General features: G+C 38.6%; 22 protein-coding genes. 20 read left to right on the top strand and 2 right to left on the bottom strand.

Annotated features, from left to right (window positions below):
- The first annotated feature begins 1 nt into the window (after position 1).
- The 3 genes from NST02_RS22115 to NST02_RS22105 all read left to right on the top strand — a co-directional run bounded on the left by NST02_RS22115 (position 2) and on the right by NST02_RS22105 (position 2,096).
- Positions 2-1,051: an SIS domain-containing protein gene (locus NST02_RS22115; RefSeq protein WP_095308992.1), complete on the top strand. Its 1,050-nt coding sequence runs from the start codon at positions 2-4 to the stop codon at positions 1,049-1,051.
- A gap of 81 nt (positions 1,052-1,132) precedes the next feature.
- Positions 1,133-1,399, top strand: a complete 267-nt coding sequence (locus NST02_RS22110) for an HPr family phosphocarrier protein (RefSeq protein ID WP_095308990.1) — start codon at positions 1,133-1,135, stop codon at positions 1,397-1,399.
- Between the two features lie 220 nt (positions 1,400-1,619).
- A complete protein-coding gene (locus NST02_RS22105) occupies positions 1,620-2,096 on the top strand; it encodes a spore coat protein (RefSeq protein WP_212934222.1) in 477 nt (158 codons plus the stop codon).
- Positions 2,097-2,188: 92 nt separating this feature from the next.
- On the opposite strand, the gene katG is transcribed toward NST02_RS22105, so the two are convergent.
- Complete coding sequence (gene katG, locus NST02_RS22100; protein ID WP_095308986.1) at positions 2,189-4,405, bottom strand: catalase/peroxidase HPI; 2,217 nt, start codon at positions 4,403-4,405, stop codon at positions 2,189-2,191.
- A gap of 625 nt (positions 4,406-5,030) precedes the next feature.
- On the opposite strand from katG, the gene NST02_RS22095 reads away from it, so the two are divergent.
- The 7 genes from NST02_RS22095 (at position 5,031) to sdaAA (ending at position 11,874) form a co-directional block, all read left to right on the top strand.
- Positions 5,031-5,798, top strand: coding sequence for an alpha/beta hydrolase (locus tag NST02_RS22095; protein WP_137743008.1), 768 nt, complete (start codon positions 5,031-5,033; stop codon positions 5,796-5,798).
- An 18-nt stretch (positions 5,799-5,816) separates the two neighbouring features.
- Positions 5,817-6,275: a PH domain-containing protein gene (locus NST02_RS22090; RefSeq protein ID WP_095308982.1), complete on the top strand. Its 459-nt coding sequence runs from the start codon at positions 5,817-5,819 to the stop codon at positions 6,273-6,275.
- 117 nt (positions 6,276-6,392) lie between these two features.
- Entirely contained in the window at positions 6,393-7,787 is a 1,395-nt protein-coding gene (locus tag NST02_RS22085) for an L-cystine transporter (protein ID WP_095308980.1), read from the top strand.
- A gap of 621 nt (positions 7,788-8,408) precedes the next feature.
- Entirely contained in the window at positions 8,409-9,083 is a 675-nt protein-coding gene (locus NST02_RS22080; protein WP_095308978.1) for a helix-turn-helix transcriptional regulator, read from the top strand.
- Positions 9,084-9,098: 15 nt separating this feature from the next.
- A complete protein-coding gene (locus NST02_RS22075) occupies positions 9,099-10,139 on the top strand; it encodes a PTS sugar transporter subunit IIC (protein WP_095308976.1) in 1,041 nt (346 codons plus the stop codon).
- A 60-nt stretch (positions 10,140-10,199) separates the two neighbouring features.
- Positions 10,200-10,859, top strand: a complete 660-nt coding sequence (gene sdaAB / locus NST02_RS22070; protein ID WP_095308975.1) for an L-serine ammonia-lyase, iron-sulfur-dependent subunit beta — start codon at positions 10,200-10,202, stop codon at positions 10,857-10,859.
- Positions 10,860-10,962: 103 nt separating this feature from the next.
- Positions 10,963-11,874 (top strand): L-serine ammonia-lyase, iron-sulfur-dependent, subunit alpha, encoded by a 912-nt coding sequence (sdaAA, locus tag NST02_RS22065; protein ID WP_137743007.1) that lies wholly within the window; start codon positions 10,963-10,965, stop codon positions 11,872-11,874.
- A gap of 270 nt (positions 11,875-12,144) precedes the next feature.
- Here sdaAA and NST02_RS22060 read toward each other — a convergent pair whose 3' ends face one another.
- Positions 12,145-13,467, bottom strand: coding sequence for a radical SAM/SPASM domain-containing protein (locus NST02_RS22060; RefSeq protein WP_235879411.1), 1,323 nt, complete (start codon positions 13,465-13,467; stop codon positions 12,145-12,147).
- 201 nt (positions 13,468-13,668) lie between these two features.
- Between NST02_RS22060 and NST02_RS22055 the strand changes: the two genes are divergently transcribed.
- The 10 genes from NST02_RS22055 (at position 13,669) to NST02_RS22010 (ending at position 24,614) form a co-directional block, all read left to right on the top strand.
- The gene (locus NST02_RS22055; RefSeq protein ID WP_340949805.1) at positions 13,669-14,340 is read left to right on the top strand and encodes a hypothetical protein; all 672 of its coding nucleotides are present in this window, start codon (positions 13,669-13,671) and stop codon (positions 14,338-14,340) included.
- Between the two features lie 344 nt (positions 14,341-14,684).
- Entirely contained in the window at positions 14,685-15,383 is a 699-nt protein-coding gene (locus NST02_RS22050; protein ID WP_137743006.1) for a response regulator transcription factor, read from the top strand.
- Positions 15,380-16,738, top strand: a complete 1,359-nt coding sequence (locus tag NST02_RS22045; RefSeq protein ID WP_137743005.1) for a sensor histidine kinase — start codon at positions 15,380-15,382, stop codon at positions 16,736-16,738. Before NST02_RS22050 ends, NST02_RS22045 begins: the two co-directional genes overlap by 4 nt.
- Before the next feature lie 46 nt (positions 16,739-16,784).
- Positions 16,785-17,357 (top strand): PepSY domain-containing protein, encoded by a 573-nt coding sequence (locus tag NST02_RS22040; protein ID WP_137743004.1) that lies wholly within the window; start codon positions 16,785-16,787, stop codon positions 17,355-17,357.
- A 239-nt stretch (positions 17,358-17,596) separates the two neighbouring features.
- Entirely contained in the window at positions 17,597-18,172 is a 576-nt protein-coding gene (locus tag NST02_RS22035) for a PepSY domain-containing protein (RefSeq protein ID WP_095308964.1), read from the top strand.
- 167 nt (positions 18,173-18,339) lie between these two features.
- Positions 18,340-19,182, top strand: coding sequence for an aldo/keto reductase (locus NST02_RS22030; protein WP_095308962.1), 843 nt, complete (start codon positions 18,340-18,342; stop codon positions 19,180-19,182).
- 53 nt (positions 19,183-19,235) lie between these two features.
- Positions 19,236-19,763 carry a GNAT family N-acetyltransferase gene (locus tag NST02_RS22025; RefSeq protein ID WP_095308960.1) on the top strand — a complete coding sequence of 176 codons (528 nt, stop codon included), beginning with the start codon at positions 19,236-19,238 and terminating at the stop codon, positions 19,761-19,763.
- Between the two features lie 823 nt (positions 19,764-20,586).
- Positions 20,587-21,537, top strand: a complete 951-nt coding sequence (locus NST02_RS22020) for a sugar kinase (protein ID WP_235879410.1) — start codon at positions 20,587-20,589, stop codon at positions 21,535-21,537.
- Positions 21,538-21,583: 46 nt separating this feature from the next.
- The gene (locus tag NST02_RS22015) at positions 21,584-22,939 is read left to right on the top strand and encodes a PTS transporter subunit EIIC (RefSeq protein ID WP_095308957.1); all 1,356 of its coding nucleotides are present in this window, start codon (positions 21,584-21,586) and stop codon (positions 22,937-22,939) included.
- Between the two features lie 94 nt (positions 22,940-23,033).
- Entirely contained in the window at positions 23,034-24,614 is a 1,581-nt protein-coding gene (locus NST02_RS22010; protein WP_340949804.1) for a hypothetical protein, read from the top strand.
- Positions 24,615-24,627 lie beyond the last annotated feature (13 nt).

Below are 24,627 nucleotides of genomic sequence, written 5' to 3'. Positions count from 1 at the left end.
AATGAGAATACAAGATTATTTGCAAGAAACCCCAGGAAAAATGAAAGAAATCATTGGCCATGCCGATCAGTTATTTGCCGAAGTGAGAAAAGAGAGCTTTGATAGAATTGTTGTTACTGGTTCAGGAACAAGTTATCATTCAGGGCTTCAAACTCAAAAATTAATGCAGGCTGTAACAAAAATTCGAGTTGACGTCTACTACCCTTTTGCCATTAACCAGGATACATTTCTTGGTGATGCTTCTAGAACTCTTGTGATAGGAATTTCACAAGGTGGTAGCAGCTATTCAACTTATAATGCGATGAAATTAGCAAAAGAAGCTGGCTGTAAAATTGCTTCGATGGCTGGTAAAAAAGAGGCGCTAATTGATGAATTAGCAGATTTTACCCTTACTGTTGAATGCGGTGATGAAAAAGCGGGTGCAAAAACAAAGGGATACTATTGTACAAAGTTAAATTTAACATTATTTGCTTTTCAGTACGCTAGAGAAAAAGGAGTTTTATCTGAAGAAGCGTATCAACAAGAGATTAAAGCAATTGAAAAAAATGCTGATCATTTCCTTAAAATATACGACACTTCTCTTCAATGGATTAAGAAGAATAAAGAAAAGCTATCACAAGCTAAGGATATCAGGGTAATTGGCACAAGTGAGATTTACGGCGATACGTTGGAAAGTGCCCTCAAGCTGCTTGAAACGATAAGGATCCCGGTAACAGGCTATGAATTTGAAGAATTTATTCATGGTATTTATAATGCGATAAATGAAGATTCAACAATTATTATCCTTGATACGGGAGTAGAGAAAAGAGTTCAAAAAATGATTGAGGTACTCTCTGAATGGACTGAGCATATTTATGTGATTGGCTCTGATGTAGACGATCATGAACAGAACCTCAAGGCAGATTTTATTAACCATCCATACTATAGAACCTATGAATATATTATTCCTGTTCAGTTAATATGTGCAGAAATACCAAGTTTAAAAGGTGTAGATCCGAGTATCCCGAAAGACCCTCAATTTCATAAAAAACTTGGAAGTAAAAAACTATAATACATCTTTCTTGAGCGGGGTGCCTGGTATTTCTGGCACCCTTGTTCTTGGAGGGTAACGAAATGATTTGGAGTGAAGAATATGTTAGAAAGGCAGTATAAAATCATCGACCGTGCCGGTCTCCACGCAAGACCTGCTACGAAACTTGTACAAACTGCAAATAAATTTAAATGTACGATAACGTTAGAATACAAAGGTAGGGAGACAAATTTAAGATCGATAGTCGGGTTAATGACCTTAGGGGTAGTTACAGGAGAACATATAAAGATTAAAACTGCGGGGACGGACGAGGTTGAGGCGATAGAGTTTATCGAGAGCACCTTAAAAAAGGAAGGAATATGCGAATAAATCGATGTGACCCAAGTAGTTCCCCCTTTTTATTGACCGTATGTTTTCATGGTATTTCCATGAAGTTTTTTAAGGGAACTACAGTATATAACTTGGTTTAGGAGCCTTTTTAGGTTCCTTCTTTTATTTTATACACGGAAAGAAACTAATATGGATATGTACCTGAATTATCTTTTTGTACATAAACTAGCGTTGAAACAATGAAAGGAGAGATTAATAAATGGACAGAGCGACTTTAGCTTGGCATGAAACACTTGAAATGCATGAATTGGTGGCTTTTCAATCTATCGGTTTAATGAAAATTAAAATGGGGTTAAAAAATATCCAAGATCAACATTTGAGAAGGATTTACCTGCAAACAATAAAAGAGCTTGAATTGAACTTAAATGAACTTCTTCAATTTTATCCTTATGCTCCTCATCCTGGTCCAACAAGTGAATATCGGATCACAGATAGCTTCTCAGCAGGGGATTTATTATCTTTTTCAAAAGCAGCGGTAAGAAACTACGGAGTAGCTATTACAGAAACGGCTACCCCAGCTTTAAGAGAGGTGTTGCAGAAACAGCTAAATCAAGCTATAGCTTGTCACGAAAGGATTTTTAATTACATGTATCAAAACGGGTTGTATCCTTCCTATGACTTAAATAAACTTCTTCAAAATGATATGATGCTTGCAAAAAATGCGATTTCGATGTAGCTAGCGGAAATAGCAGCTTATATTGTCGAAGGGATTTTGAGGGCAACATAAAAAAACCCCTCATGGCAACAAGAGGGGTTCCTTAAGCATTATTATTTAACTGCTAATTGAACAGCTTTTTTCTCGCTATTTTTAACGTCGAAGCGATCAGCGTTCATGATTTTTACCCAAGCAGCAATGAAGTCGCGTACGAACTTTTCTTTGTTGTCGTCTTGTGCATAAACTTCAGCAAGGGCACGTAGAACAGAGTTTGAACCAAATACGAGGTCAACACCTGTTGCAGTGCGTACAAGTTCACCAGTTTGGCGATTGCGACCTTCAAATACATCGTTACCTACTGGAGTCCATTTCACATTCATATCAAGTAAGTTAACGAAGAAGTCATTCGTTAGTGTACCAACACGGTCAGTGAATACGCCGTGCTTTGTTCCACCGAAGTTTGTACCAAGAACACGCATACCGCCGATTAGGACAGTCATTTCAGGAGCTGTTAAGCCTAGAAGTTGTGCCTTGTCTACAAGTAATTCAGCAGAAGCTACACTGTACTGTTGCTTTTGATAGTTACGGAAACCATCAGCTACTGGCTCAAGTACGGCAAAGCTTTCTACATCAGTTTGTTCTTGAGTCGCATCTCCGCGTCCTGGAAGGAATGGAACTGTAACGTCAAAGCCTGCATCTTGTGCAGCTTTTTCAACCGCAGCACTACCACCAAGCACGATTAAGTCAGCTAAGCTAACTTTCTTTTCTAAATGAGCTTGAATTCCTTCAAGTACAGTTAGAACTTTTTCAAGTTGTTCTGGTTGGTTTACTTCCCAGTTTTTTTGAGGCTCAAGACGGATGCGAGCTCCGTTTGCTCCACCACGCATGTCAGAGCCACGGAATGTACTTGCAGAAGCCCAAGCTGTTGTTACTAGTTCGCTAATTGTAAGTCCTGAGTCAAGAATTAATGTTTTAATTTTAGCAATTTCTTCTTCAGTTAGTTCGTAATCAACTGTTGGAACTGGATCTTGCCAGATGAAATCTTCCTCTGGAACTTCTGGACCTAAGTATCTAGCTTTTGGACCCATGTCACGGTGGATTAATTTGAACCACGCTTTTGCAAATGCATCAGCAAACTCATCTGGGTTCTTATGGAAACGACGAGAAATTTTTTCGTATTCTGGATCATGACGTAACGCAAGGTCAGTCGTAAACATAATAGTTGGGACTTTTTTGGAAGAGTCATGTGCATCTGGCGCAAGATCCTTTTCATCAGGATCCACTGCCATCCACTGCCATGCTCCAGCAGGACTCTTCGTTAACCACCATTCATATCCAAATAATAGATCAAAGTAGCCATTATCCCATTGTGTAGGATTAGCAGTCCAAGCGCCTTCAAGACCACTAGTGATCGTGTCACTGCCTTTTCCGCTGCCGTAAGAGTTCTCCCAACCTAAACCTTGTGCTTCAAGTGGAGCAGCCTCTGGCTCGGGACCTACATGAGCAGCATCGCCTGCACCGTGTGCTTTACCGAAAGTATGCCCACCAGCAATTAATGCAACTGTTTCTTCATCATTCATACCCATGCGCCCGAACGTTTCGCGAATATCACGAGCGGCAGCAATTGGATCTGGCTTACCGTTAGGACCTTCAGGATTTACATAGATTAGACCCATCTGCACGGCTGCAAGTGGATTTTCAAGCTCACGATCACCTGTGTAACGCTTATCGTCTAACCACTCTTTTTCAACACCCCAGTAGATATCTTCTTCTGGATGCCAAATGTCTGGACGACCAGCACCAAAACCGATAGTTTTTAACCCCATATCTTCTAATGCAACATTACCAGCTAAAACGAGTAAGTCTGCCCAAGAGATTTTGTTACCATATTTTTGCTTAATAGGCCATAATAGGCGACGTGCTTTATCAAGGCTAGCGTTATCTGGCCAACTGTTAAGAGGAGCAAAACGCTGATTGCCAGAATTTCCGCCACCACGGCCATCACCGATACGATATGTACCAGCAGCATGCCAAGACATACGGATGAAGAATGGACCATAATGACCATAGTCAGCTGGCCACCAATCTTGGCTGTCTGTCATTAACTTTTTAAGATCGTTTTTGAGAGCATCGTAATCTAATTTCTTAAATTCTTCTGCATAATCAAAGTCTTCTCCCATAGGATTAGATTTTTTATCATGCTGATGCAGAATGTTTAAGTTTAATGCATTTGGCCACCAATCAGTATTTGTTGTACCGCTAGTTTTTGGACTAGTAGCACCTCCATGAAATGGGCAGCCTTCAATGTTTGCACTGTTTTTGTTGTCCATTACTCTTCTCTCCTTTTAAATATATTTATTTATGAATCTAGTCGAAACTAGAACATAATAATAATTATTATTATGTAATCATTATATTAATCTATTTCAAAAAAGAAAAGCAATAACCCTTATAAAATAAAAAAATATTAGAAAGCTAATAGTGGCGAGGGACAGGAGAATCATAAAAAAAGCGAATAACGATAGAATTGAGGTATGTAAACGGTAATGGGTGTTTATAAATTCTCAAATTGTTGAGAATGAGAACGTTTTACTTGAAAAATTTGGCTTTGTATGTCGGTGCTGATTTTTAACTTATCTCGTGTGAAACACTGGTCTTAATACGAAACGAGCCAAAAATTTAATAGAAATGAATAGTCTTATGTGGTGTTGGTAAATTTTTACCGAAGAATGATTACATTTATATAATAGTTCATTAAAGGTTGTAACTCAACAATTAAACTGCTTCATTTGATAACATTTCATGGAACATTCAGTATATTAAAGGAGAATTTATTTTCTTGCTATAAAAACGTCTTTAAATACAAGTTGACAGGTAGGAATAATATGATTTATACTTTGAATTACTTATTAACGGAGGTAATACTTTCGAAAAGCCGACAGGGGAGGGAGCGCTATGAAGGAGAGATATCCGGTTATCGCTGGAGCGGAAGCTTTTTTTCTAAAAGGTAATGAGATAGGGATATTGCTAACACACGGATTTATGGGGACACCACAAAGTGTTCAATATTTAGGAGAAAAGTTTTTTGAATTAGGTTATTCCGTATTTGCGCCTAGATTAACAGGGCATGGTACACATTATCAAGATTTGGAGAATGCTACGTACTCTGATTGGTTCTCAGAAATTGAAAAGGGGTATCTAATTTTAAAAGAACATTGTTCGATTGTATTTGTGATAGGACAATCAATGGGAGGCACTTTAACCCTTTGGTTGGCAAATAAATATAATGATATAGAGGGAATCGTGCTGATTAATCCAGCACTGACGCTACCAAGTTATGAAAAATGGAGCGGAAAATCAACTCCGAGATATATAAAGGAGAGCGCACCAGATATTAAGCTTGAGGGCGTTCAAGAAATTACGTATTCTAAAGTTCCCCTTAAAGCAATCCATCAATTGCAAAAATTAATGAAAAAAACACCAGAGCTCCTGCCTACCATCACCACTCCAATATTAGCCTTTAAATCATCCATCGATCATGTTGTCCCACCTGAAAATACGGAATATATATGTGAACGGATTGGTTCCAGAGAAAAGAGAGTAGTCACACTTCATAATTCCTACCACGTTGCCTCTATGGATCATGATCGGAACCAAATCGTTTTACACACTCATAATTATATTCTGGTAAAATTGAAGGAAAGTGAGAAAAAATCATCTTAAGTAAAAGGAGGGGATCATTTGTTTTTTCCTTCAAAGAAGGATTGGTGGATGGGCATAATCATTTGGTTTTGTAGTGCCGTCTCTATCTTCTTACCGATATTTTCCTTAGACTTTGGGGCTGATCGATTAGCTGACATAGGAGTCGCAACCTTGATTAGTATTATACTTTTATTTCTTGTGGGCACTTTATTAATCTGGATTTGGTTTAAAACAGGGTACTGGATAAAAGAATCTATTCTGAAAGTTGAATTTGGGCCGATAAAAAAGGAAATTAACATTAACGAGATTACAAGCATTAGAGCGGCAAGAAATCCGTTTACTGCTCCAGCCCTGTCACTAGACAAGATTGAAATTAATTATGCTAGATTTCAGACGATAGCTGTCTCTCCAAAAAATAAGAAAGAATTCGTCCGGCAATTATTAATGAAAAACCGACATATTAAAGCAGATAACCATTTTGATGATTTCATGGAATAATAATGTGAGTTATTCAATTACTCACAAACTTTTTTAAAAATAATTCATACTTTACCAATAGGTTTTAATGTATTATAGTAGTTAATGTTGTTTAATAACATTAAGGAGGAGACCAATTTGAATACATTTCTTGTTATTGTGAATATCGCTATTCTTTTAGCACTCATTGTTGGTTTATATATCATGCAAAAGAAACATGTGAAATTCTCTAAACGAGTTTTTGCTGGACTTGGCCTGGGTATTTTATTCGGGATTATCATCAATCTTTTATATGGCACATCTTCAGATGTAACCGGGACAACGATTCAATGGTTTAATATCGTCGGTTCTGGATACGTTAGCTTGCTGCAGATGGTTGTGATGCCGCTAGTTTTTATTTCGATCATTGCAGCATTTACGAAAGTGAGTGTTTCCAAGAATCTTGGCAAAATTAGCCTTTACGGAATTGGGATTTTATTAGTGACAACAGGAATTGCCGCGGCAATTGGAATCGGCGCTGCTCTTGGTTTTGGTTTAGAAGGCGTGCAACTGCAAGCAGGAGATGCCGAGAATGCACGAAATGAGGCGCTCGTTGAGCGAGTGGCAACAGTTGAAAATATGACAATTCCTGAGCAGATTTTGTCCTTCATTCCGACGAATCCATTTGCAGATTTAGCAGGTTCCCGTTCAACATCGACGATTGCTGTCGTTATTTTTGCATCATTCATTGGAATTGCTTATTTAGGTGTAAGGCGAAAGCAGCCGGAACAGGCAGAATTGTTCGCCAAAATTGTGGATTCTTTATATGCGATTGTGATGCGCATCGTAACATTAATTTTACGTATTACTCCATATGGTGTGTTGGCGCTAATGACAAAAGTAGCCGCAACTAGTGACTATGCAGCAATCGTGAATTTAGGAAAATTTGTCGTTGCTTCTTATGTGGCATTAATAGCAATGTTCCTTGTCCATTTATTAATGATTAGTCTGGCTAAATTAAGCCCGGTTACGTATGTGAAAAAAGGTTTGCCTGCATTAACTTTTGCTTTCACATCTCGCTCAAGTGCAGGTACTTTACCGTTAAATATTAAAACGCAAACTGATGGATTTGGAGTATCTCCGGGAATAGCTAATTTTGTTGGTCCATTTAGTTTAACCATTGGGCAAAATGGATGTGCAGGAATTTATCCGGCCATGCTGGCAGTTATGGTAGCACCAACTGTCGGGATCAACCCGCTAGATCCTGGCTTTATCCTTTCATTGATCCTTGTCGTTATCATCGGTTCGTTTGGAGTTGCCGGTGTAGGAGGCGGAGCAACATTTGCTTCTTTAATCGTACTTTCAGTTCTAAACCTACCTGTAGCGATTGTGGGTCTATTAATTTCGGTCGAACCGCTTATTGATATGGGCCGTACAGCATTAAATGTAAGTGGTAGTATGACATCCGGTGTCTTAACTGGAAAAATTACAGGCGAATTTGATGAAAAAGTGTACAATGATAAAGGTGGCTTAGACGAAGTGGTCGAAGCATAAAAGAAGAGGAAGGGAAGGCAAAAATAAGCGCCTTCCCTTTTGTGTTTTTTGAAGACACTCTAAAGTAGCTGGCGGATTCAGGATGTTGAAAGCTACTGTCAAGTGAAAATCTGAAGGTTGATCTGAGACCTTATCGAATCCCCATGGTGAGTTTATTATGAGGACAGAAAATGGTAAAGATCCTCCCATTCGTGTCCAAATGAGAATATGTTGTAAAGTTAATTGAGGAGGAAGGTCGATAAACTTTTGAAGTTTCCTTTGAACTTGAGTTATCCCCAAAACAGTTAGCTGTTGGGTTTCTGATTACATGCAGGATTTATAAATTGAATAATAATGAAACCCTTTAAAGGGATAATAATAATTTTAAACAGTTTAGATGCAACTACATTTTTATAAAGACCATGATTACAATTTTGTGAGCATGGTCTTTTTTTTACGAAACCCTTGTAATAGTGTGTGAAGGGGGTTTTTAGTAAATTCTCTTATTAAAATATTTTTGTAACTGTTAAAATTTTATTTTAATTTTATATAATGCGTGGTATGATTTCTATATCAAGATACTATTCTAGAAATATATTTTTTAACTTTATATGTAAACGATTGCAAAAGGATGTGACATGTATGGAAAAAGGTAACAACGTTCAAGTATTCGATTTGGCGAAACGGACAGCAGATATGCTTGTAAAAATGTTTGGTCAGCGTTGCGAGGTTGTTGTCCATGATTTCAAGGATTTAAAAAAATCTTTAATCTATATAGCGGGTAATGTCACGAATAGAAAGATTGGTTCACCTATTACTGATCTTGTTCTAACTGAGCTCAGAAAAGACCCGGCTGAGATTGAAGATATCCCCAATTACAAAACACAGGCACGTAATGGAACACTATTAAAATCAGCAACTGTATTTTTACGTGATGCACAAAAAAGGGTGATTGGAGCACTTTGCATCAACTATGATATTTCGCAGATGATGATCAACGTCGGAGAACTGGAGGAGTTTCTCTCCTTTAATGTAGCAGATGATAAATCCGAAAACTTCCACAGTACTGTGCAAGATGTCATACACGATATGGTTCACCAAGTTTTAACAAACTTCAAGAAAGCGCATACACAACTGACTTTAGAAGAAAAAATTGAATGTGTACGTTTGTTGGAAGAAAAAGGTGCCTTTTTAATAAAAGGTTCTACTGAATATTTAGCAAGCGTACTTGGAGTTTCGAAGTTTACAATTTATAACTATCTGAACAAAATAAGGACTCAAAATGAGTATCATCTTGAAGAAGAAACAAATGAATAACTGGGGGTAAAGCAGATGGATATTATTAAGGGTACAGCACTTTTATTATTAGTTTTAGCAGGTTTTTCACTATTTAGCTATAAAGCACCTAAAGGAATGAAGGCGATGGCCGCGCTTGCTGGAGCTGCCTGTGCAGCTTTCCTGGTTGAGGCATTCCAATTATATGTGGGTGGCGATTTACTTGGGATTGAGTTTTTAGGTGAAGTTGGGACAGCAGCAGGAAGCATGGGCGGAGTCGCAGCTGCCGCTTTAGTAGCAATAGCAGTTGGAGTTTCTCCTGTATATGCATTACTACTTGGTGTTAGTTGTGCTGGACTTGGATTATTGCCAGGATTTATCGCAGGCTATTTGATTGCTTTTCTTGTAAAACTTATCGAGAAAAAAGTTCCTGGTGGATTAGATTTAATCGTTATTATCTTATTCTGTGCTCCACTTGTGCGCTTATTAGGGGAATTAATGACACCTGTTGTTAATGCAACTCTATTAAATATCGGGGGAATTATTACGGAAACTGCTAACAGCAACCCTGTATTAATGGGAATTATCTTAGGCGGGGTTATTACCGTGGTCGCTACTGCCCCACTTAGTTCAATGGCGCTAACAGCAATGCTTGGTTTAACAGGTGTTCCGATGGCGATTGGTGCTCTAGCTGTATTTGGGTCCTCGTTTATGAACTATATCTTATTTGACCGCATGAAATTCGGCGATCGTAAAACAACCATTTCTGTTGCGATTGAACCCTTAACACAAGCGCATATTATTTCTGCGAACCCAATCCCTGTGTATGTGACAAATTTTGTCGGCGGGGCAAGTGCAGGCGTAATTATTGCTCTTTCTGGACTAATTAACAATGCAACAGGAACAGCAACACCGATTGCGGGCTTAGCTGTAATGTATGGTTTCAATGATCCTATGAAAGTAACACTAATCGCATCAGCATGTGCAGCAGTAGGCCTGCTGTGCGGGTTTTTAGGGTCAGTGGTCTTCAAAAATTATAAAATTAAAACGGTTGACCAGCTTCAAACTCTTGAGACAGAGAAGGGCTCAGCTGCTTAAATAAGAGAAAAAAGTAGTGGGCACTTTTTGTGCCCTTCAACAATAAAGGGGAAATGGACGATGAAATACCGATCAGCTTTTGATATTATTGGACCAGTGATGGTAGGACCTTCAAGTTCCCATACGGCTGGTGCAGTTCGTATCGGCCGAGTGGCTCGAAGCTTATTTGAAAAACAGCCAAAGAAAGTCGATATTCATTTGTACGGTTCGTTTGCAACCACCTATAAAGGCCATGGAACGGATTTAGCATTAGTTGCCGGGCTTTTAGATTTTGATACCTTTAATGAAAGAATTCCCGATTCATTAAAAATCGCCAATGAAGTCAATATGGAGGTCGTTTTTCATGAAGAAGGAGCAATTCCGGAGCACCCAAATACAGTCAAGTTGGTTTTAGCTTCAGATGAGCAAACACTTGAAGTAATTGGGGTGTCCATCGGCGGTGGAGCGATTGAAATTAAAGAAATTAATTCTTTTAAATTAAAACTCTCAGGCGACCCGGCCTTCTTAGTGATGCACCAGGATAAATTTGGAGTGGTTTCTTGTGTGACATCCATTCTGTCAAAGTATAAAATAAACATTGGCCATATGGAGGTTTCACGCAAAGAAAAGGGAGATATGGCGATAATGGTTATCCAAGTTGATCAAAAAATTGAGGATGCGGTATTAAATGAAATAAAAGAACTTTCCAATGTAAGAGGAGTCATCCGAATGGTTGCTTAATCCAGCTAAATAATTCAATTTCATAATGACTGACTTCCAGAATCCTTCACCTGTGTATATTGTGAAATATCAGGATTAACGTTAATAAGTAGGAGGACAAGAAATGTTTCGAAATGTTGCAGAGCTTGTTTCGCTCGCGGAACAGTCTCAAGTAAAAATTGCAGAAATCATGATTCGTCAAGAAATAGAAGTATCAGGACGACCACGAGAAGAAATCATCGCAAAAATGGAGCAAAATTTAGATGTGATGGAAAAGGCCCTAGAAAGAGGTTTAAGCGGGGTAAAATCACAAACTGGATTAACTGGTGGCGATGCCGTTTTATTGCAAAACTATATAAGAAGCGGTAAGGGATTATCAGGTAATTTGCTTTTGGATGCGGTCAGTAAAGCGGTCGCGACCAATGAAGTGAATGCTGCCATGGGCGTGATCTGTGCAACCCCAACAGCAGGCTCTGCCGGAGTGGTGCCGGGAACTTTATTTGCGGTAAAAGAAAAGTTGAACCCAACTCGAATGGAAATGATTGAGTTTTTATTTACGGCTGCTGCTTTTGGGTTTGTCGTAGCAAACAATGCGACCGTTTCGGGCGCTGCTGGAGGGTGTCAGGCGGAAGTAGGTTCAGCAGCAGGAATGGCGGCTGCTTCCATCGTTGAAATGGCTGGAGGTACACCAAGACAAGCGGCTGAAGCAATGGCGATTACGTTGAAAAACATGCTGGGACTTGTGTGCGATCCAGTGGCAGGACTTGTAGAGGTTCCTTGCGTGAAACGGAATGCGATGGGAGCATCCAATGCGTTAACGGCTGCGGATATGGCACTTGCAGGAATCACAAGTAGAATTCCGTGTGATGAAGTAATTGCTGCCATGTATGAAATAGGAAAAACAATGCCTTCTGCATTAAGAGAAACGGCACAAGGCGGTTTAGCAGCAACACCAACTGGGCGGAGACTGGAGGCTGAAATTTTTGGAGAGCCGAAGGGAAAATTAAAAGACTATCTCGTTGCATCCATTTCATAACTGTATTTTTAGTTAAAAACAAAGTGCAGTTGCTTTTAGTGGAAGTTTAAACGTGGAAATGGCATAAAAAATTAATTAAATTTGTAATTGTTTGCTTTCAATGAGCAGTTGTATAGAGAAGTAAAAGCACCCCATTTGGGTGCTTTCACTTTTATTTTAAATTACCCGGCACGGATTTCATGATTTTTCCGGTATTTTGCTGATTAACTGGAGATGCAGCTGGACGTAATATACGCATGTTTGCTCACCACCTTTCAAAAAATAGGGATGTCAGCTATTTTTCCAAATTAAATTTAGGACCTTTTTTATATTTCGTTTCTCATAGGGGCATGGTCTTTTACCTGTTCTCATTCGATATAATGGACAGTGGTTTCCTTGGCAGGCTGGTCGATAAAAGCACGATTGACAGGAGGAATCCGTTTCCTCACCAGATGTAACCCAATGAGCGATTTTGTCATAGTCAAGCTGAAAATGACCGTTGTCGTCAATTTTCCCAACCTTATTGAAGTCTTCCTGTACGGAGAGGGTACATTTATACAATTGACCATCAGCGCCCACGACTAATGAATGTGGTTTTGCCGCATAGCAGACAGATGCTGAGGGCATTAATGATTCGATAACCATGGGGCTCATTTTTAAACCTTCTGTTATTGCCTCATCAGTTAATTCCCAAATTTTTTTATTCGCCATCGTGCGGCTGCAGACGGGGATAGCCTCATCGTTTTTCCCACCCCATTGTCCAACTGGTCGAAACAGGACTCCGTAACGCTCATCGTCAGCAAAATGTTGTTTTAAGAACTTCGTTAGCTTGGAAACATCCCCTAAATTGTCTTCGTCAAAATTGGAACGAATGGTGAGATTGAAAGAATCAGGAATGGTTTTGATAGCAATGAGATTATCGATGATTCGCTCAAACGTTTGACCTCCATCCGATAAATGTCTTCGCCTATCATGTATTTCTCCGACCCCATCAACGGTGATCATAAATTGATTAATATTCCATGATAGCAATTGCTTAAAAGTATCTTTCGTTAATAAGTATCCATTTGTTACAAGGTCACAGGTGTAACGGATCTGTTTTTCCTCGGCAATGGATAAAAAAGACTGCGAAAGTTCTTCAATAACATCCAAAGAAATAAGCGGTTCGCCGCCAAACCAACTTATATGTAAAGCCGATAGATGCGAGGCCTTTTCTTGGACGAAAGCTTTTAAACTGTTGATGACACTTCGTTTCATTTTTCCCCGTTCGAATGTTTCATAACAATAAGTGCAGCGAAAATTGCATGATTCCGTAGGCATAAGAATGAGATGTAAAAGATCTGTTCGATGTAAGGTCTGATGGAGATATTTTGCCCTTTTCATTTCATCAACATCACTAGAAATAAGAAATCCACTGCGAAATAATTCTTTCTGTATATGATTCTCCAGTAGTTCTATACCCGTTCTTTTTAAAGCAGAAATAGCAGATTGTTTTTCTTCCTCGCTAAAATGGGTAATGGCACCGGTATAACTATTAAATAGAACAACGCCGCCATCATCAGTATGGGATAGAGCATTAAATCGAGAGGGAATGTAGTTCATTTGCTTTTCCATTTTTTCACGTACCTTCATTAAATTGATGAACAAAAGTCATTATAAGACTACACGAGGATAAAGATCAGTGAGTTCTGTCACTATAATGGAGGAGGAAAAGGCTGCTGTAGTATGCCTAATAAAAACCAGATTGGAACAGTACACTTTACTCAATTTTACATATGATGGTCATGAAATAACTTAAGTTGAGGAGGTTCCAAAATGAACTATTATGGTTACCCGTATGTCAATTCATATTTTCAACCACCTGTTCCATATGCAAATCAGCAGGAATATCTGTTGCGCCAGCCACAAGATTTAGGAAGATGGTGGCAGGTTGAAGAAGGAGCATGGAGCGGAGTTTGGACCCGTAGAGGGAATAGCAATGTTTTTGATGCAAGATGGACGAGGCAAGGGGCAACGCCAATAACAGCTGTGATGACAGTAAATGTACATGATCGTTTTGTATCTATATCCCGGAGAAACAGCAGTGACGGAAACGATTGTCAGTATGTTGGTATTATTGAGGGTAATAGAGTAAGAGGGACGAATGTATGCATTCGTGGTGGTGGCACTTGGAGCGCAACGATTCACAGGAGACCGCTACAGCCGGATCTGGGAAGACGATGGGAAGTACAAGAAGGAGCATGGCGTGGCATTTGGACTCGCCGAGGAAACAGTAACACTTTTGATGCAAGATGGACGAGGCAAGGGGCAACACCAGTAACCGCTGTCTTAACGATGACACAGGAGGGCAACAATGTTCGAATCTTAAGAAGAAACAGCAGTGATGGAAATAACTGCGAGTACAATGGGCGAATTGAAGGGAGAAGAGCAAGCGGCACTTTCACATGTAATCAAGGGGGAGGGAACTGGACAGCAAGTATCAGTTAGTTGAAGTATATATTTTATTGTGCTGATTTTTATGATCTTAGTGCCTTTTTTGCTCTGGCTCCTTGAAATAAATTCTTTATCTTCATGGAGTCAGAGCAGTTTTTAGATTATGAGAAACTCTTTTGTTGGATGCTTTTGAGTATCCAGAAAAAATTACTTTGTTGATTTTTCGTGTTTTGAATAATCATTAAACAAGCGGTTTTAGGTCGAGTAATTTGTCAAAATACCTCTTCTTTTTTAACGACTAGCTCAAAAAATAGATGGATAGAATGATCAAAAACGGTTGTTTCGTTGAGTAACCATGTTAAAATGACGGTAAAACTTAGAGCGGATGGAGAGGGAAAATGGCGAAGCAGAAAATTTTAATCGTTGAAGACGAGGAAAAGATTGCTCGAGTTCTAGAGCTGGAGCTGACTTATGAAGGGTATGAAGTCGGGAAGGCGTTAGACGGTTTGACAGGCTTACAGCTTTTCCAAGAGCAAGAGTGGGATTTAATTTTATTAGATGTTATGCTTCCAGGGATAAGCGGCATTGAATTGCTGCGCAGAATTCGTTCTGTCAACAAACATACGGCAATTATAATGCTTACAGCAAAAAATTCAATTGAAGATAAAGTATCTGGTCTTGATCTTGGTGCAAATGACTATATGACAAAGCCTTTTGAAATCGAGGAATTGTTAGCGCGAATACGAGCAAATTTGCGAGTGCCGGTTCCGGTTCAGGCTGTTTTAAATGCTGATGATTGGCTCATTGTAGGAGATTTAAAATTAAATGAGGTTACGAGAGAAATTGTACGAGCAGGGGAAGCGATCGAACTAACACCACGGGAGTTTGAACTGCTAGCTTTTTTAATGAAGCATGCACGTCAGGTTTTGAATAGGGAACAATTATTAAACGGTGTTTGGGGTTATGATTATTACGGAGATACAAATGTGGTGGACGTTTATATCCGCTACTTGCGCAATAAAATTGACAAGCCTTTTAGCACTTCCCTCATTCATACGGTAAGAGGAGTCGGCTATGTGCTGAAGGATGCAAAATGAGGCTAAGAAATAAAATTAATTTATATTCGACGGTATTGTTTATTATTTTATTGATTTTACTGAATGGGGCGATTTATTTTTCCTTTAGTCAGATGATGTACAATAATGAACTGGAAAGGACAATAGCTCAAGCAACGCGTGCTGCTGATGGGGTAGGCCAAATAGAGGGAAAGGTTCCTCATCAGGAAGTTTTGCGGGCTTACATGCCGATTAATGGAATGCTGCAAATTGTCAATAACGATGGGAGCCCTGGAACAGCGGTCGTTGATCCAAACCACCAATATTTACATAAAATGGATGTTCAGTATTATGAGAAGCAAGTTCAAGAAATCACTTCTTACGATCGGGTGACGCATACTTTTGCCTCGCTTCCGATTATTTGGCGAAATGGGGAGGTAGCAAATCTTCAAATAACTGTAAGTTTACAGCAAACGGATGAAATCCTATCCACCTTGCGAATAGTACAAATTATTGTTACCTTGTTGGCGACAATTCCAGTTCTTCTTTCCTCTAGGTTTCTAAGCAACTTGATTACTCGTCCGATTACTTCAATGATTCAGACGATGAAAGAAATTCGAGAAAGCGGGCAATTTAGACGAATTGCACAGCCGAAGGAATCAAAGGATGAGCTTAATCAAATGGCTGAGACTTTCAATGAGATGATTGATTTATTAGAAGTGAACTATGAGAAACAGGGACAGTTTGTTTCGAATGCTTCTCATGAGTTAAATACTCCGCTGACTGTTATTGAATCATATGCATCTTTGTTGAAAAGAAGAGGACATGAAGATCCTGAATTATTCGCCGAATCTGTCCAAGCTATTCACTCTGAGGCACTCCGAATGAAGGGCTTAATAGAGCAGTTGTTGAACTTAGCAAGAAATGATAAACCTTTGAGAATCGAAATGGAGGAGGTTGCTCTTGCCGATGTGGTCGCTGAAATGGTCCGTACGATTGAAAAATCTTATCAACGAAAAATTGAATTGGAGGTTGAAGGTGAAGTAACGGTTCAAACTGATTTGCAAAAATTTAAACAATTATTTTATATCTTCCTTGATAATGCGCGGAAGTACAGTGAGGAAACGATCAAGGTGCGAATTATGACGTTGCAGCACGAAGTTGTTGTGGAGATAATTGATTACGGAATAGGCATTCCTGCTCTAGAGTTGGAAAAAGTGTTTGACCGATTTTACCGAGTGGATAAAGCAAGAACGCGAAAAACAGGTGGCTTTGGCCTTGGACTATCATTGGCAACAGATATTGCCGAGGCGATGGGAGCAAAAATTAGCTTAGAGAGTGTGGAAGGTTTAGGAACGACAGTCAAAATCATTCTTCCACCCGCACTTTCTCATTAAATTCTCATCTTCATTATGTATAATTTTTTTACAGGAACGAAATGAGGTGAAATGGTTGGAATCTGTCAATTGGAAGAAAATGAGCATCGGCTTGGTCGTTATTTTTGTTGTCGTGATATTGACTTGGCAACTGTTAAGGTTAATGACAGTTGAACAAACGGTTTCGGCCGAGGAGGCTAAGAATAAGGTTCAAGAACTATATAAAGGTGAAATCGTCAATATTGAAGAAACAGCGGAAGTATATCAGATTACAATAAAACTCGACACCGGGAAGTATGAGATAGAAATTGCTCGCGATACGGGCGATATTGGAAAGTTGAACAGAGTAAGCAAGGCGGTTGCTAATACTCCAGAGGAACAAAGTTCAGAAGGTGGAGGAGAAGTGGTGACTCCTGAATCACCTCCTGAAGAACAAAAAGAACAAACGCATATTAGTAAAGAAGAGGCTATCTCAATTGCTCTTAGCCAAGTGAAGGGTGAAATAGATGATGTGGACATCGAACAATCAAATGGTTTAAACTATTATCTCGTAGAAATCGAAACAAATAATGATAGGGAAGCGACAGTACAAATTAATGCAATTTCCGGTGAAGTAATGTCGATTACATGGGATGACTAAAGGTGAGGTCATCTCTTTTTTTGTTAGGAGCGAAAAATGCCCGTTTTTCTATGCGAAAAAGAGTGTAGATATGGGTCGGAATTGCCCAATGGTCAGACAACTGAATGAACTCAAGGCATGTCGACCGATAGATGTAATCATAGGCTGTTCATCCTTTTCTCATCAAATTCTCATTTTGCTATCTGTGAATTCTCATTTTGATTGTCTATATTGTAGATATATCAAATAAGGAGGAAACAATGATGAAGAAGAAAATAATTATTTTTGGTGTGGCTGGTTTGTTGTTATTAGGTGGTTCACTAGGTGTAAGTGCAGTCTCTGAACAACAGAGCAATGAAAAATTACAGCCAAATGAAAATCTGCTTTCCATTGATAAAGTGAAGGAAATTGCTGCTGCAGAGGTTAACGGTGTAATTGAAAGTGTGGAGCTAGACAAGAAGCAAGGTCGTTTAACATATGAAGTCGAGATCGATGGAGGATATGGGGATGACGATGATATTGAAGTGTATGTAGATGCGTATTCAGGCGAAGTACTAAAAGTGAAGTATGATGATGACGATAGAATAGTTACCTCAACTGCGAAAGGTACGAAAACGGAATCGGCCCATACAAAAACAATTAACGGAAAAGTACTAACGCAAGAAGAAGCGATTGCTATCGCAACAAAAGATACTCCAGGTAAAGTAGTCGATGTTGAGTATGACGATGGCGAGTATGAAATAGAAATTCACACGGATACGCATGAAGTGGACTTTGAAATTGATGCAAGGACGGGTGTAATTTTGGAAAAAGATATTGATAGACTTGATGATTGATCGTAATTGAAATTTAAAAGCAAACCGTTGGACCTCCATAAAGTAGTTGGCATGCTACTTTATGGAGCTTTTTATTTGAGCGGATTTTTTTCCTCAAGACAAGTGCTGTGATTATTTCAGTGCAGTATGCTATTTTTAAAGTAATCGAAGAAAGGAAGTGTTTGAAAATGAGCAGTCGAATTCCAGAAATAACGCTTAATGATGGTTTGAAAATACCGATAGTAGGTCTTGGTACATACAGTCTTAAAGGGAGTAGTGGTGCTGCTTCAATTCAAAGTGCGATTGAAAAGGGCTATCGACTTCTTGATTCAGCTTATAATTATGAAAATGAAGGAACAGTGGGGGAAGCAGTTAGACGCTGTTCTATTCCAAGATCAGAGCTAAGAATCACCTCCAAATTACCTGGTCGCTATCATGAATACGAAAAGGCAGTCAGTGCTATTCAAGAATCATTATATCGAGCTCAATTAGATTATTATGATTTATACCTTATTCATTGGCCTAATCCTAGTAAAGATCAATACGTAGAGGCATGGCAAGCACTAATAGATGCGAAAAAATGGGGTTTGATCCGCTCAATTGGAGTATGTAATTTTCTCCCAGAGCATATTGAACGATTGGAAAAAGAAACAGGTGTAAAGCCCAGCATCAATCAAATAGAACTGCACCCGTTTTTTAATCAAGCCGAGCAACGAAAATATCATGAGGAAAAAAACATCGCAACCCAGTCTTGGAGTCCTTTTACAAGAGGACTGAAGGATTTAAAAATTGATACACTTCAAGCGATAGCTGATCGCTATAACAAGTCGATTCCTCAAGTGGTGTTGCGTTGGCATTATCAACTTGGAGCCATTTCAATACCGAAATCAGCATCGCCGACAAGGCAACTCGAAAATATTTCTATTTTTGATTTTGTCCTTAATGAAGAAGAAATGGCGAGCATTTCAGCATTATCACACCCAGATGGTAGAATTGCCAATCAAGACCCTGCAGTCTACGAGGAATTTTAAGAGCTAAAAGCAACTTGGCAAAAATTAAATTGACCGTTAAGGGAGGTTTTTGGTTGGAATTTAAAACCGAGAGACTGATAATTAGGTTGTTTAACCATAATGACTTAAACGATGTCTTTACCATTTACAATAACGAGGAAACATGTAGATACCTTTTGCATGACAAGTGGACTGCTGAAAATAAGGAGGATGAATTTAATAAAAAGCTGAACAATAATGTCCTCACAAAAGAATCTAGTTTAAGCTTGGCAGTTGTTTGCCATAAAAAGGTTATCGGTGATTTATCTGTATGGTATACAGGGATGAAGGATACAGTTGAAATAGGATATAGCTTTGCCAGTGCAGCATCAGGAAAGGGCTATGCCACTGAAGCGGTGCGTGGTTTAGTGGAAAGATTATTTACTGAATTTAAAGTGCATCGTATCCAAGCCAATCTTGATGCAAGAAATACAGCATCACAAATGTTGTGTGAACGTATAGGCATGCGCAAAGAGGGCCATTTTATTGAGGATTATTGGAATAAAGGTGAGTGGACAGACAGTATTGTGTACGGGATGTTGCGCTCAGACTTAAATTCATAAGTTTAAGCTTAGAGGCCGTTGATTTCCATAAAATCAGCGGCCTCTAAGCTGATGAGAAAGTACTTCATCCATTATAGTGAACTCGCGAATCCAGCTTCAGCCTTGCCTGTCATTTTAACTTTGGCAGCTGTTCCTTATAAAGCTTGCGCAGATTGCTTAATTTTTCTAAGTTTTGCAATGACTGTTCTTCCAAACACTGGCCAATTCCAAGGACTAAAAAAGTTGGCTCGATCATTATGATAGTTTATTTTTTTGAAGTGACTGAAGATTTGCATTACCGTTTTTTTGAGGCGCCTCGTTTAAAAGCAATTGAAAAAGAATAGTACGAGACTAAAATGCAGCACTAAGTTGATCCTAAACCCCCAGGTTTGAACTGCCTCTCAATTGTTAGATAATGTCTAACAATTGGGAGGCAGTTCACTTTTGAGGGTTTTTGCTTGCTTGTTGTTCACTAATTAATAAAAATCGCGAATAAGCAAAACAGCATGTGTGCGAAAAGGGTGTGTTCATGAGGACAAAGAAAGCTAAAAAGAAGCAAATTGTGTCCTCATAAGGGGTTCATGGGGACAAAGAAAGCAGAAAAGAAGCAAAGTTTGTCCTTATAAAGGTTTCATGAGGACAAAAACCTTAGCGAAACGTAAACTATGTCCTCATAAAGTGCCCATGAGGAAAAATTCTGAAATCTTCGGTTGACAAACGCTTACATATAATTTACGATAAGATTACTAAACCGATTTAGTAAACCGATTTATCAAATGGAAGGGGAGAAAAAAGCTATTTTCGATTATTTGCGCAAAAGTATTATAGAATGGAGCGATTTAGTTTGACGAATTTGGATGTAACCACATTTGGTGAAGCAATGGCGATGTTTATTGCAGAAGAACCAGGACCACTACATGAAGTCTCTCGTTATTATAGAGAACTTGCCGGAGCAGAAATTAATGTGGCAATTGGTCTAGCACGCCTTGGATTAAAAAGCGGCTGGGCAAGTAAAGTGGGGGATGATTCATTTGGAAAGTTTGTTATGGAGCGTCTTAAAAATGAAAACGTTGACACTAGTTGTGTTGTAATAGATGATAAATATCCCACTGGCTTCCAAATAAAATCAAAAGTTCTTGTCGGCGATCCAGAAGTACAGTATTTCAGGAAAGGTTCCGCTGCTAGTTATATGAGAAAGGAAGAGTTTAAAGAAAACTTTTTTTTAAATTCAAGTCATGTCCATTTAACAGGAATTCCGTTAGCAATTTCAAAATATGCTAAAGAATTTGCTAGTTGTATTGTTCGCAGTGTATTAAAGAAAAGGATTCCCATCTCGTTTGACCCCAATTTGCGTCCTGCGCTTTGGAATTCAGAACAAGAAATGATTAGTGTTGTAAATGATTTTGCTTTTAAGTCCAATTTTGTTCTTCCAGGATTAAAGGAAGGACGAATTTTAACTGGTTATGAACATCCAAGAGATATTGCCTCTTTCTATTTGGATCAAGGGGTAGAGGCGGTTATCGTTAAATTGGGTGAGAAAGGAACTTTTTATAAGACTAGTCATGAGGAAGGTCAAGTGGATTCTTTTCCTGTAGAGAGAGTAGTCGACACAGTGGGAGCAGGGGATGGGTTTTCAGTTGGATTTATTAGTGCTTTATTCGAAAATTTATCAATCTATGAGTCTGTGAGAAGAGGGAATGCTATTGGAGCATTAGCGGTTCAATCGTATGGAGACTATAATGGTTACCCAACAAAACAGCAATTAGATGATTTTATGGCAATGTATACGAGTTAAACGGTTATTGTGCACTAAATGAGAATAAAGAATGGGAGGGCTAGAGATGAAAGAACAAGTGGTTGCTAGTGAAATTATTAAATATATTGGTGGGAAAGAAAATGTCAAATCAGTTGAGCATTGCGCTACAAGATTAAGACTTGTTTTGGTTGACAAAACAATTATTGATGAGAAAGCAATTGAAAATATTGATGGAGTAAAAGGGCAATTTTTCTCAGCTGGTCAATTTCAAATTATACTCGGTACTGGATTTGTCAATAAAGTGTATGATGCGTTTGTAAATGGTGATTCAAGCTTAGAAAATAATAATAAAGAAGAAGTTTATAAAAACATGAGTCTGTTGGCAAAAATTTCAAGAACTCTTGGCGATGTATTTATCCCGATTATCCCAATACTAGTAGCAACTGGTTTATTTATGGGATTACGGGGATTTATTATGAATTTAGGGGTTGAATTTGATCCAACGTTATTAACATTCACCCAAGTATTAACGGATACTGCATTTGCCTTTTTGCCCGCATTAGTCGGTTATTCAGTAATGAGGAAGTTTGGAGGCTCCCCGGTTATTGGTATTATAATTGGATTAATGTTGGTAGCTCCTCAGCTTCCGAACGCAAATGCTGTTGCACAAGGGGCAGCAGAACCTATCCTATTATCAATTTTTGGCTTATCAATACCCGTGACAGGCTATCAAGGATCAGTACTACCAGCTTTAGTGATTGCTATCTTAGCGGCAAAAACAGAGAAAAAATTAAGAAAAATTGTTCCGGATACATTAGACTTAATCATTACACCATTTTTAACTCTTTTAATTAGTATTGTTAGCGGATTGCTCATCATTGGACCACTAATGCATGTGATAGAAGCTTTTATTCTTGATTCTTTCAAAGTGCTATTAACATTTCCGTTAGGTATTGGTGGGGCCATTATTGGTGCTCTACAACAAGTCATTGTTATTACCGGTGTTCATCATATTTTTAAAGCATTAGAAATCGAATTATTGGCACAAACAGGTGCGAACGCATTTAACGCACTCGTCTCAGGAGCAATTGCGGCTCAAGCAGGGGCAGCATTGGCAGTCGTATTAAAAACGAAGGATAAGAAGAAAAAATCCTTATATATGTCTGCAACCATCCCGGCATTTTTAGGAATTACTGAACCGGCGATCTTCGGAATTAATTTAAGGCTTATTAAGCCATTTGTATTTGGCTGTATCGGTGGAGGAATTGCTGGAATTTTCTCTTCAATCGTTGGTTTAAAAGCAACGGGAATGGCGATAACGGTTATCCCTGGAATGTTATTGTATTTAAATGGTCAGTTGCTCACGTATTTTATCGCGTTGTTGATTGGCTTGGGTGTGGCTTTTACTTTGACATACTTTTTCTATAAATCTGAAGAATAATCATCCAATTATTTGCCGGGAGGGAGAAAATAATGGTTTATATAATAATTTAGAACTGCCGGAGCAATGGCCACCGAAGTATGAGGAGAAAACATTGGACAAGCCTTTAGAAGTTCCTTATCTAAAAGAAAAACAGGATATTGTCAATATTGAGATCGGCAGACAATTATTTGTAGATGACTTTTTGATTGAAGAGAGTAATTTATCGAGGGAATTTCATCAACCTAAAGTATGCGAGAAACCAATCTTCGAACCGAAGACTCCTTTGGAAATGAATGGTGGCTATTATCCTTGTGCATGTCCATTTAATGATGGGATTTTTTACGATGATGAGGATAATAAGTTTAAAATGTGGTATCATGCCGGTTGGTTTAATGGTGTAGGTTATGCAGAAAGTGAAGATGGTCTGAATTGGAAAAGGTTAAAGGAATTATATCCAGAGCGGGAATCGGAGAGCGTCCTTCCCCATGAATTTGGAACGATTAGAGATGGGGCAGCAGTCTGGATTGATTATCATGCAACAAATCGCAATGAAAGGTATAAAATGTTTGTCTTTCTCCGTAAATTTGACTTTGAGATTAAGTATTATCATGAAAAACCAAAGCATGCACACGATGATCCTGATTCAATCCCGCCAGAGGAAAAAGGAGTATTGTTCCAATCAGCTAACGGTATTGATTGGGAGGAATGTGGCACAGTAGGACATTGTGGGGATAATACGGGCTTTTATTATAATCCCTTCACTAACAAATGGACTTTCAGCTTGAGAACATTTTCTTCTCTAGATCGAAGAATTAGAACTAGAGGGTATTATGAAACCGATCACTTTATTAAAGGTACGAAGTGGACCGAGGATGATATTGTTTTTTGGACAAGAACAGATATTTATGATCGACCTGATAAAGATATGGGGTATTATACACAGCTTTATGATGTTAGTGCTACGCCGTATGAAAGCTTGATGCTAGGTGTCTTCAGCGTTTTCATGGGGCCTCCTAATGATATAAGTGGAAAAAAAGGAACTCCGAAAATTAACGATCTGAAGTTAGCCTATAGTAGAGATGGCTTTCATTGGCATAGACCTTCATATGAAAATTTCATTTCCTCTTCTCGAAAAGAGGGTAGTTGGAATTATGGATATGCCCATCCTGTAAATGGTTTATGTCTAGTTGTAGAGGATGAAATCTATTTTTATTTTTCCTGTTTTTCAGGAGTATCTCCTAAATTAGGTTCTCACAAATATGCAGGAGGGAATTTAGGCTTAGCAAAGCTTAGAAGAGATGGGTTTGTTTCTTTAAGTGATAAAGGGAACGGAGGAGAACTGTTAACTACAAAACTCCAGTTTGATGGTAATCATTTATTTGTTAATGTTGCTTGTGAAGCTGGATCTGTTTGTGCAGAGATACTTGATGAACATTCGAATGTTATAGAAGGATACAGTAAAGCAGACTGTATTCCAGTAACAGGAGATAGTACAAAGGTTCAAATAAAATGGAAAAATAAGAACCTCGAGGCATTAAAAAATAAAATAATAAAAATTCGTTTCTATCTAGATAATGCTAGAATTTACTCCTTCTGGATTGCTGAGGGTGAAGAGGGCCACAGTAAAGGGTTTATGGCAGCAGGTGGTCCGGGTTTTCATGAAGGCCGAGATGTGAGCAAAACAGAGAAATGAACTTGATAAAGAG

It is taken from the genome of Robertmurraya sp. FSL W8-0741 (assembly GCF_038004005.1).
GTDB classification, from domain to species: domain Bacteria; phylum Bacillota; class Bacilli; order Bacillales; family Cytobacillaceae; genus Robertmurraya; species Robertmurraya siralis.
Note: the sequence above shows the minus strand (reverse complement) of the source record. Positions and strands in the feature narration are given on the sequence as shown.

Coding starts and splice junctions, on each gene's coding strand:
- NST02_RS22045 (WP_137743005.1), top strand. CDS start 15,380: ATGAGGCTAAGAAATAAAATTAATTTATATTCGACGGTATTGTTTATT.
- sdaAB (WP_095308975.1), top strand. CDS start 10,200: ATGAAATACCGATCAGCTTTTGATATTATTGGACCAGTGATGGTAGGA.
- NST02_RS22030 (WP_095308962.1), top strand. CDS start 18,340: ATGAGCAGTCGAATTCCAGAAATAACGCTTAATGATGGTTTGAAAATA.
- sdaAA (WP_137743007.1), top strand. CDS start 10,963: ATGTTTCGAAATGTTGCAGAGCTTGTTTCGCTCGCGGAACAGTCTCAA.
- NST02_RS22015 (WP_095308957.1), top strand. CDS start 21,584: ATGAAAGAACAAGTGGTTGCTAGTGAAATTATTAAATATATTGGTGGG.
- katG (WP_095308986.1), bottom strand. CDS start 4,405: ATGGACAACAAAAACAGTGCAAACATTGAAGGCTGCCCATTTCATGGA.
- NST02_RS22080 (WP_095308978.1), top strand. CDS start 8,409: ATGGAAAAAGGTAACAACGTTCAAGTATTCGATTTGGCGAAACGGACA.
- NST02_RS22050 (WP_137743006.1), top strand. CDS start 14,685: ATGGCGAAGCAGAAAATTTTAATCGTTGAAGACGAGGAAAAGATTGCT.
- NST02_RS22105 (WP_212934222.1), top strand. CDS start 1,620: ATGGACAGAGCGACTTTAGCTTGGCATGAAACACTTGAAATGCATGAA.
- NST02_RS22055 (WP_340949805.1), top strand. CDS start 13,669: ATGAACTATTATGGTTACCCGTATGTCAATTCATATTTTCAACCACCT.
- NST02_RS22115 (WP_095308992.1), top strand. CDS start 2: ATGAGAATACAAGATTATTTGCAAGAAACCCCAGGAAAAATGAAAGAA.
- NST02_RS22060 (WP_235879411.1), bottom strand. CDS start 13,467: ATGGAAAAGCAAATGAACTACATTCCCTCTCGATTTAATGCTCTATCC.
- NST02_RS22110 (WP_095308990.1), top strand. CDS start 1,133: ATGTTAGAAAGGCAGTATAAAATCATCGACCGTGCCGGTCTCCACGCA.
- NST02_RS22035 (WP_095308964.1), top strand. CDS start 17,597: ATGATGAAGAAGAAAATAATTATTTTTGGTGTGGCTGGTTTGTTGTTA.
- NST02_RS22075 (WP_095308976.1), top strand. CDS start 9,099: ATGGATATTATTAAGGGTACAGCACTTTTATTATTAGTTTTAGCAGGT.
- NST02_RS22095 (WP_137743008.1), top strand. CDS start 5,031: ATGAAGGAGAGATATCCGGTTATCGCTGGAGCGGAAGCTTTTTTTCTA.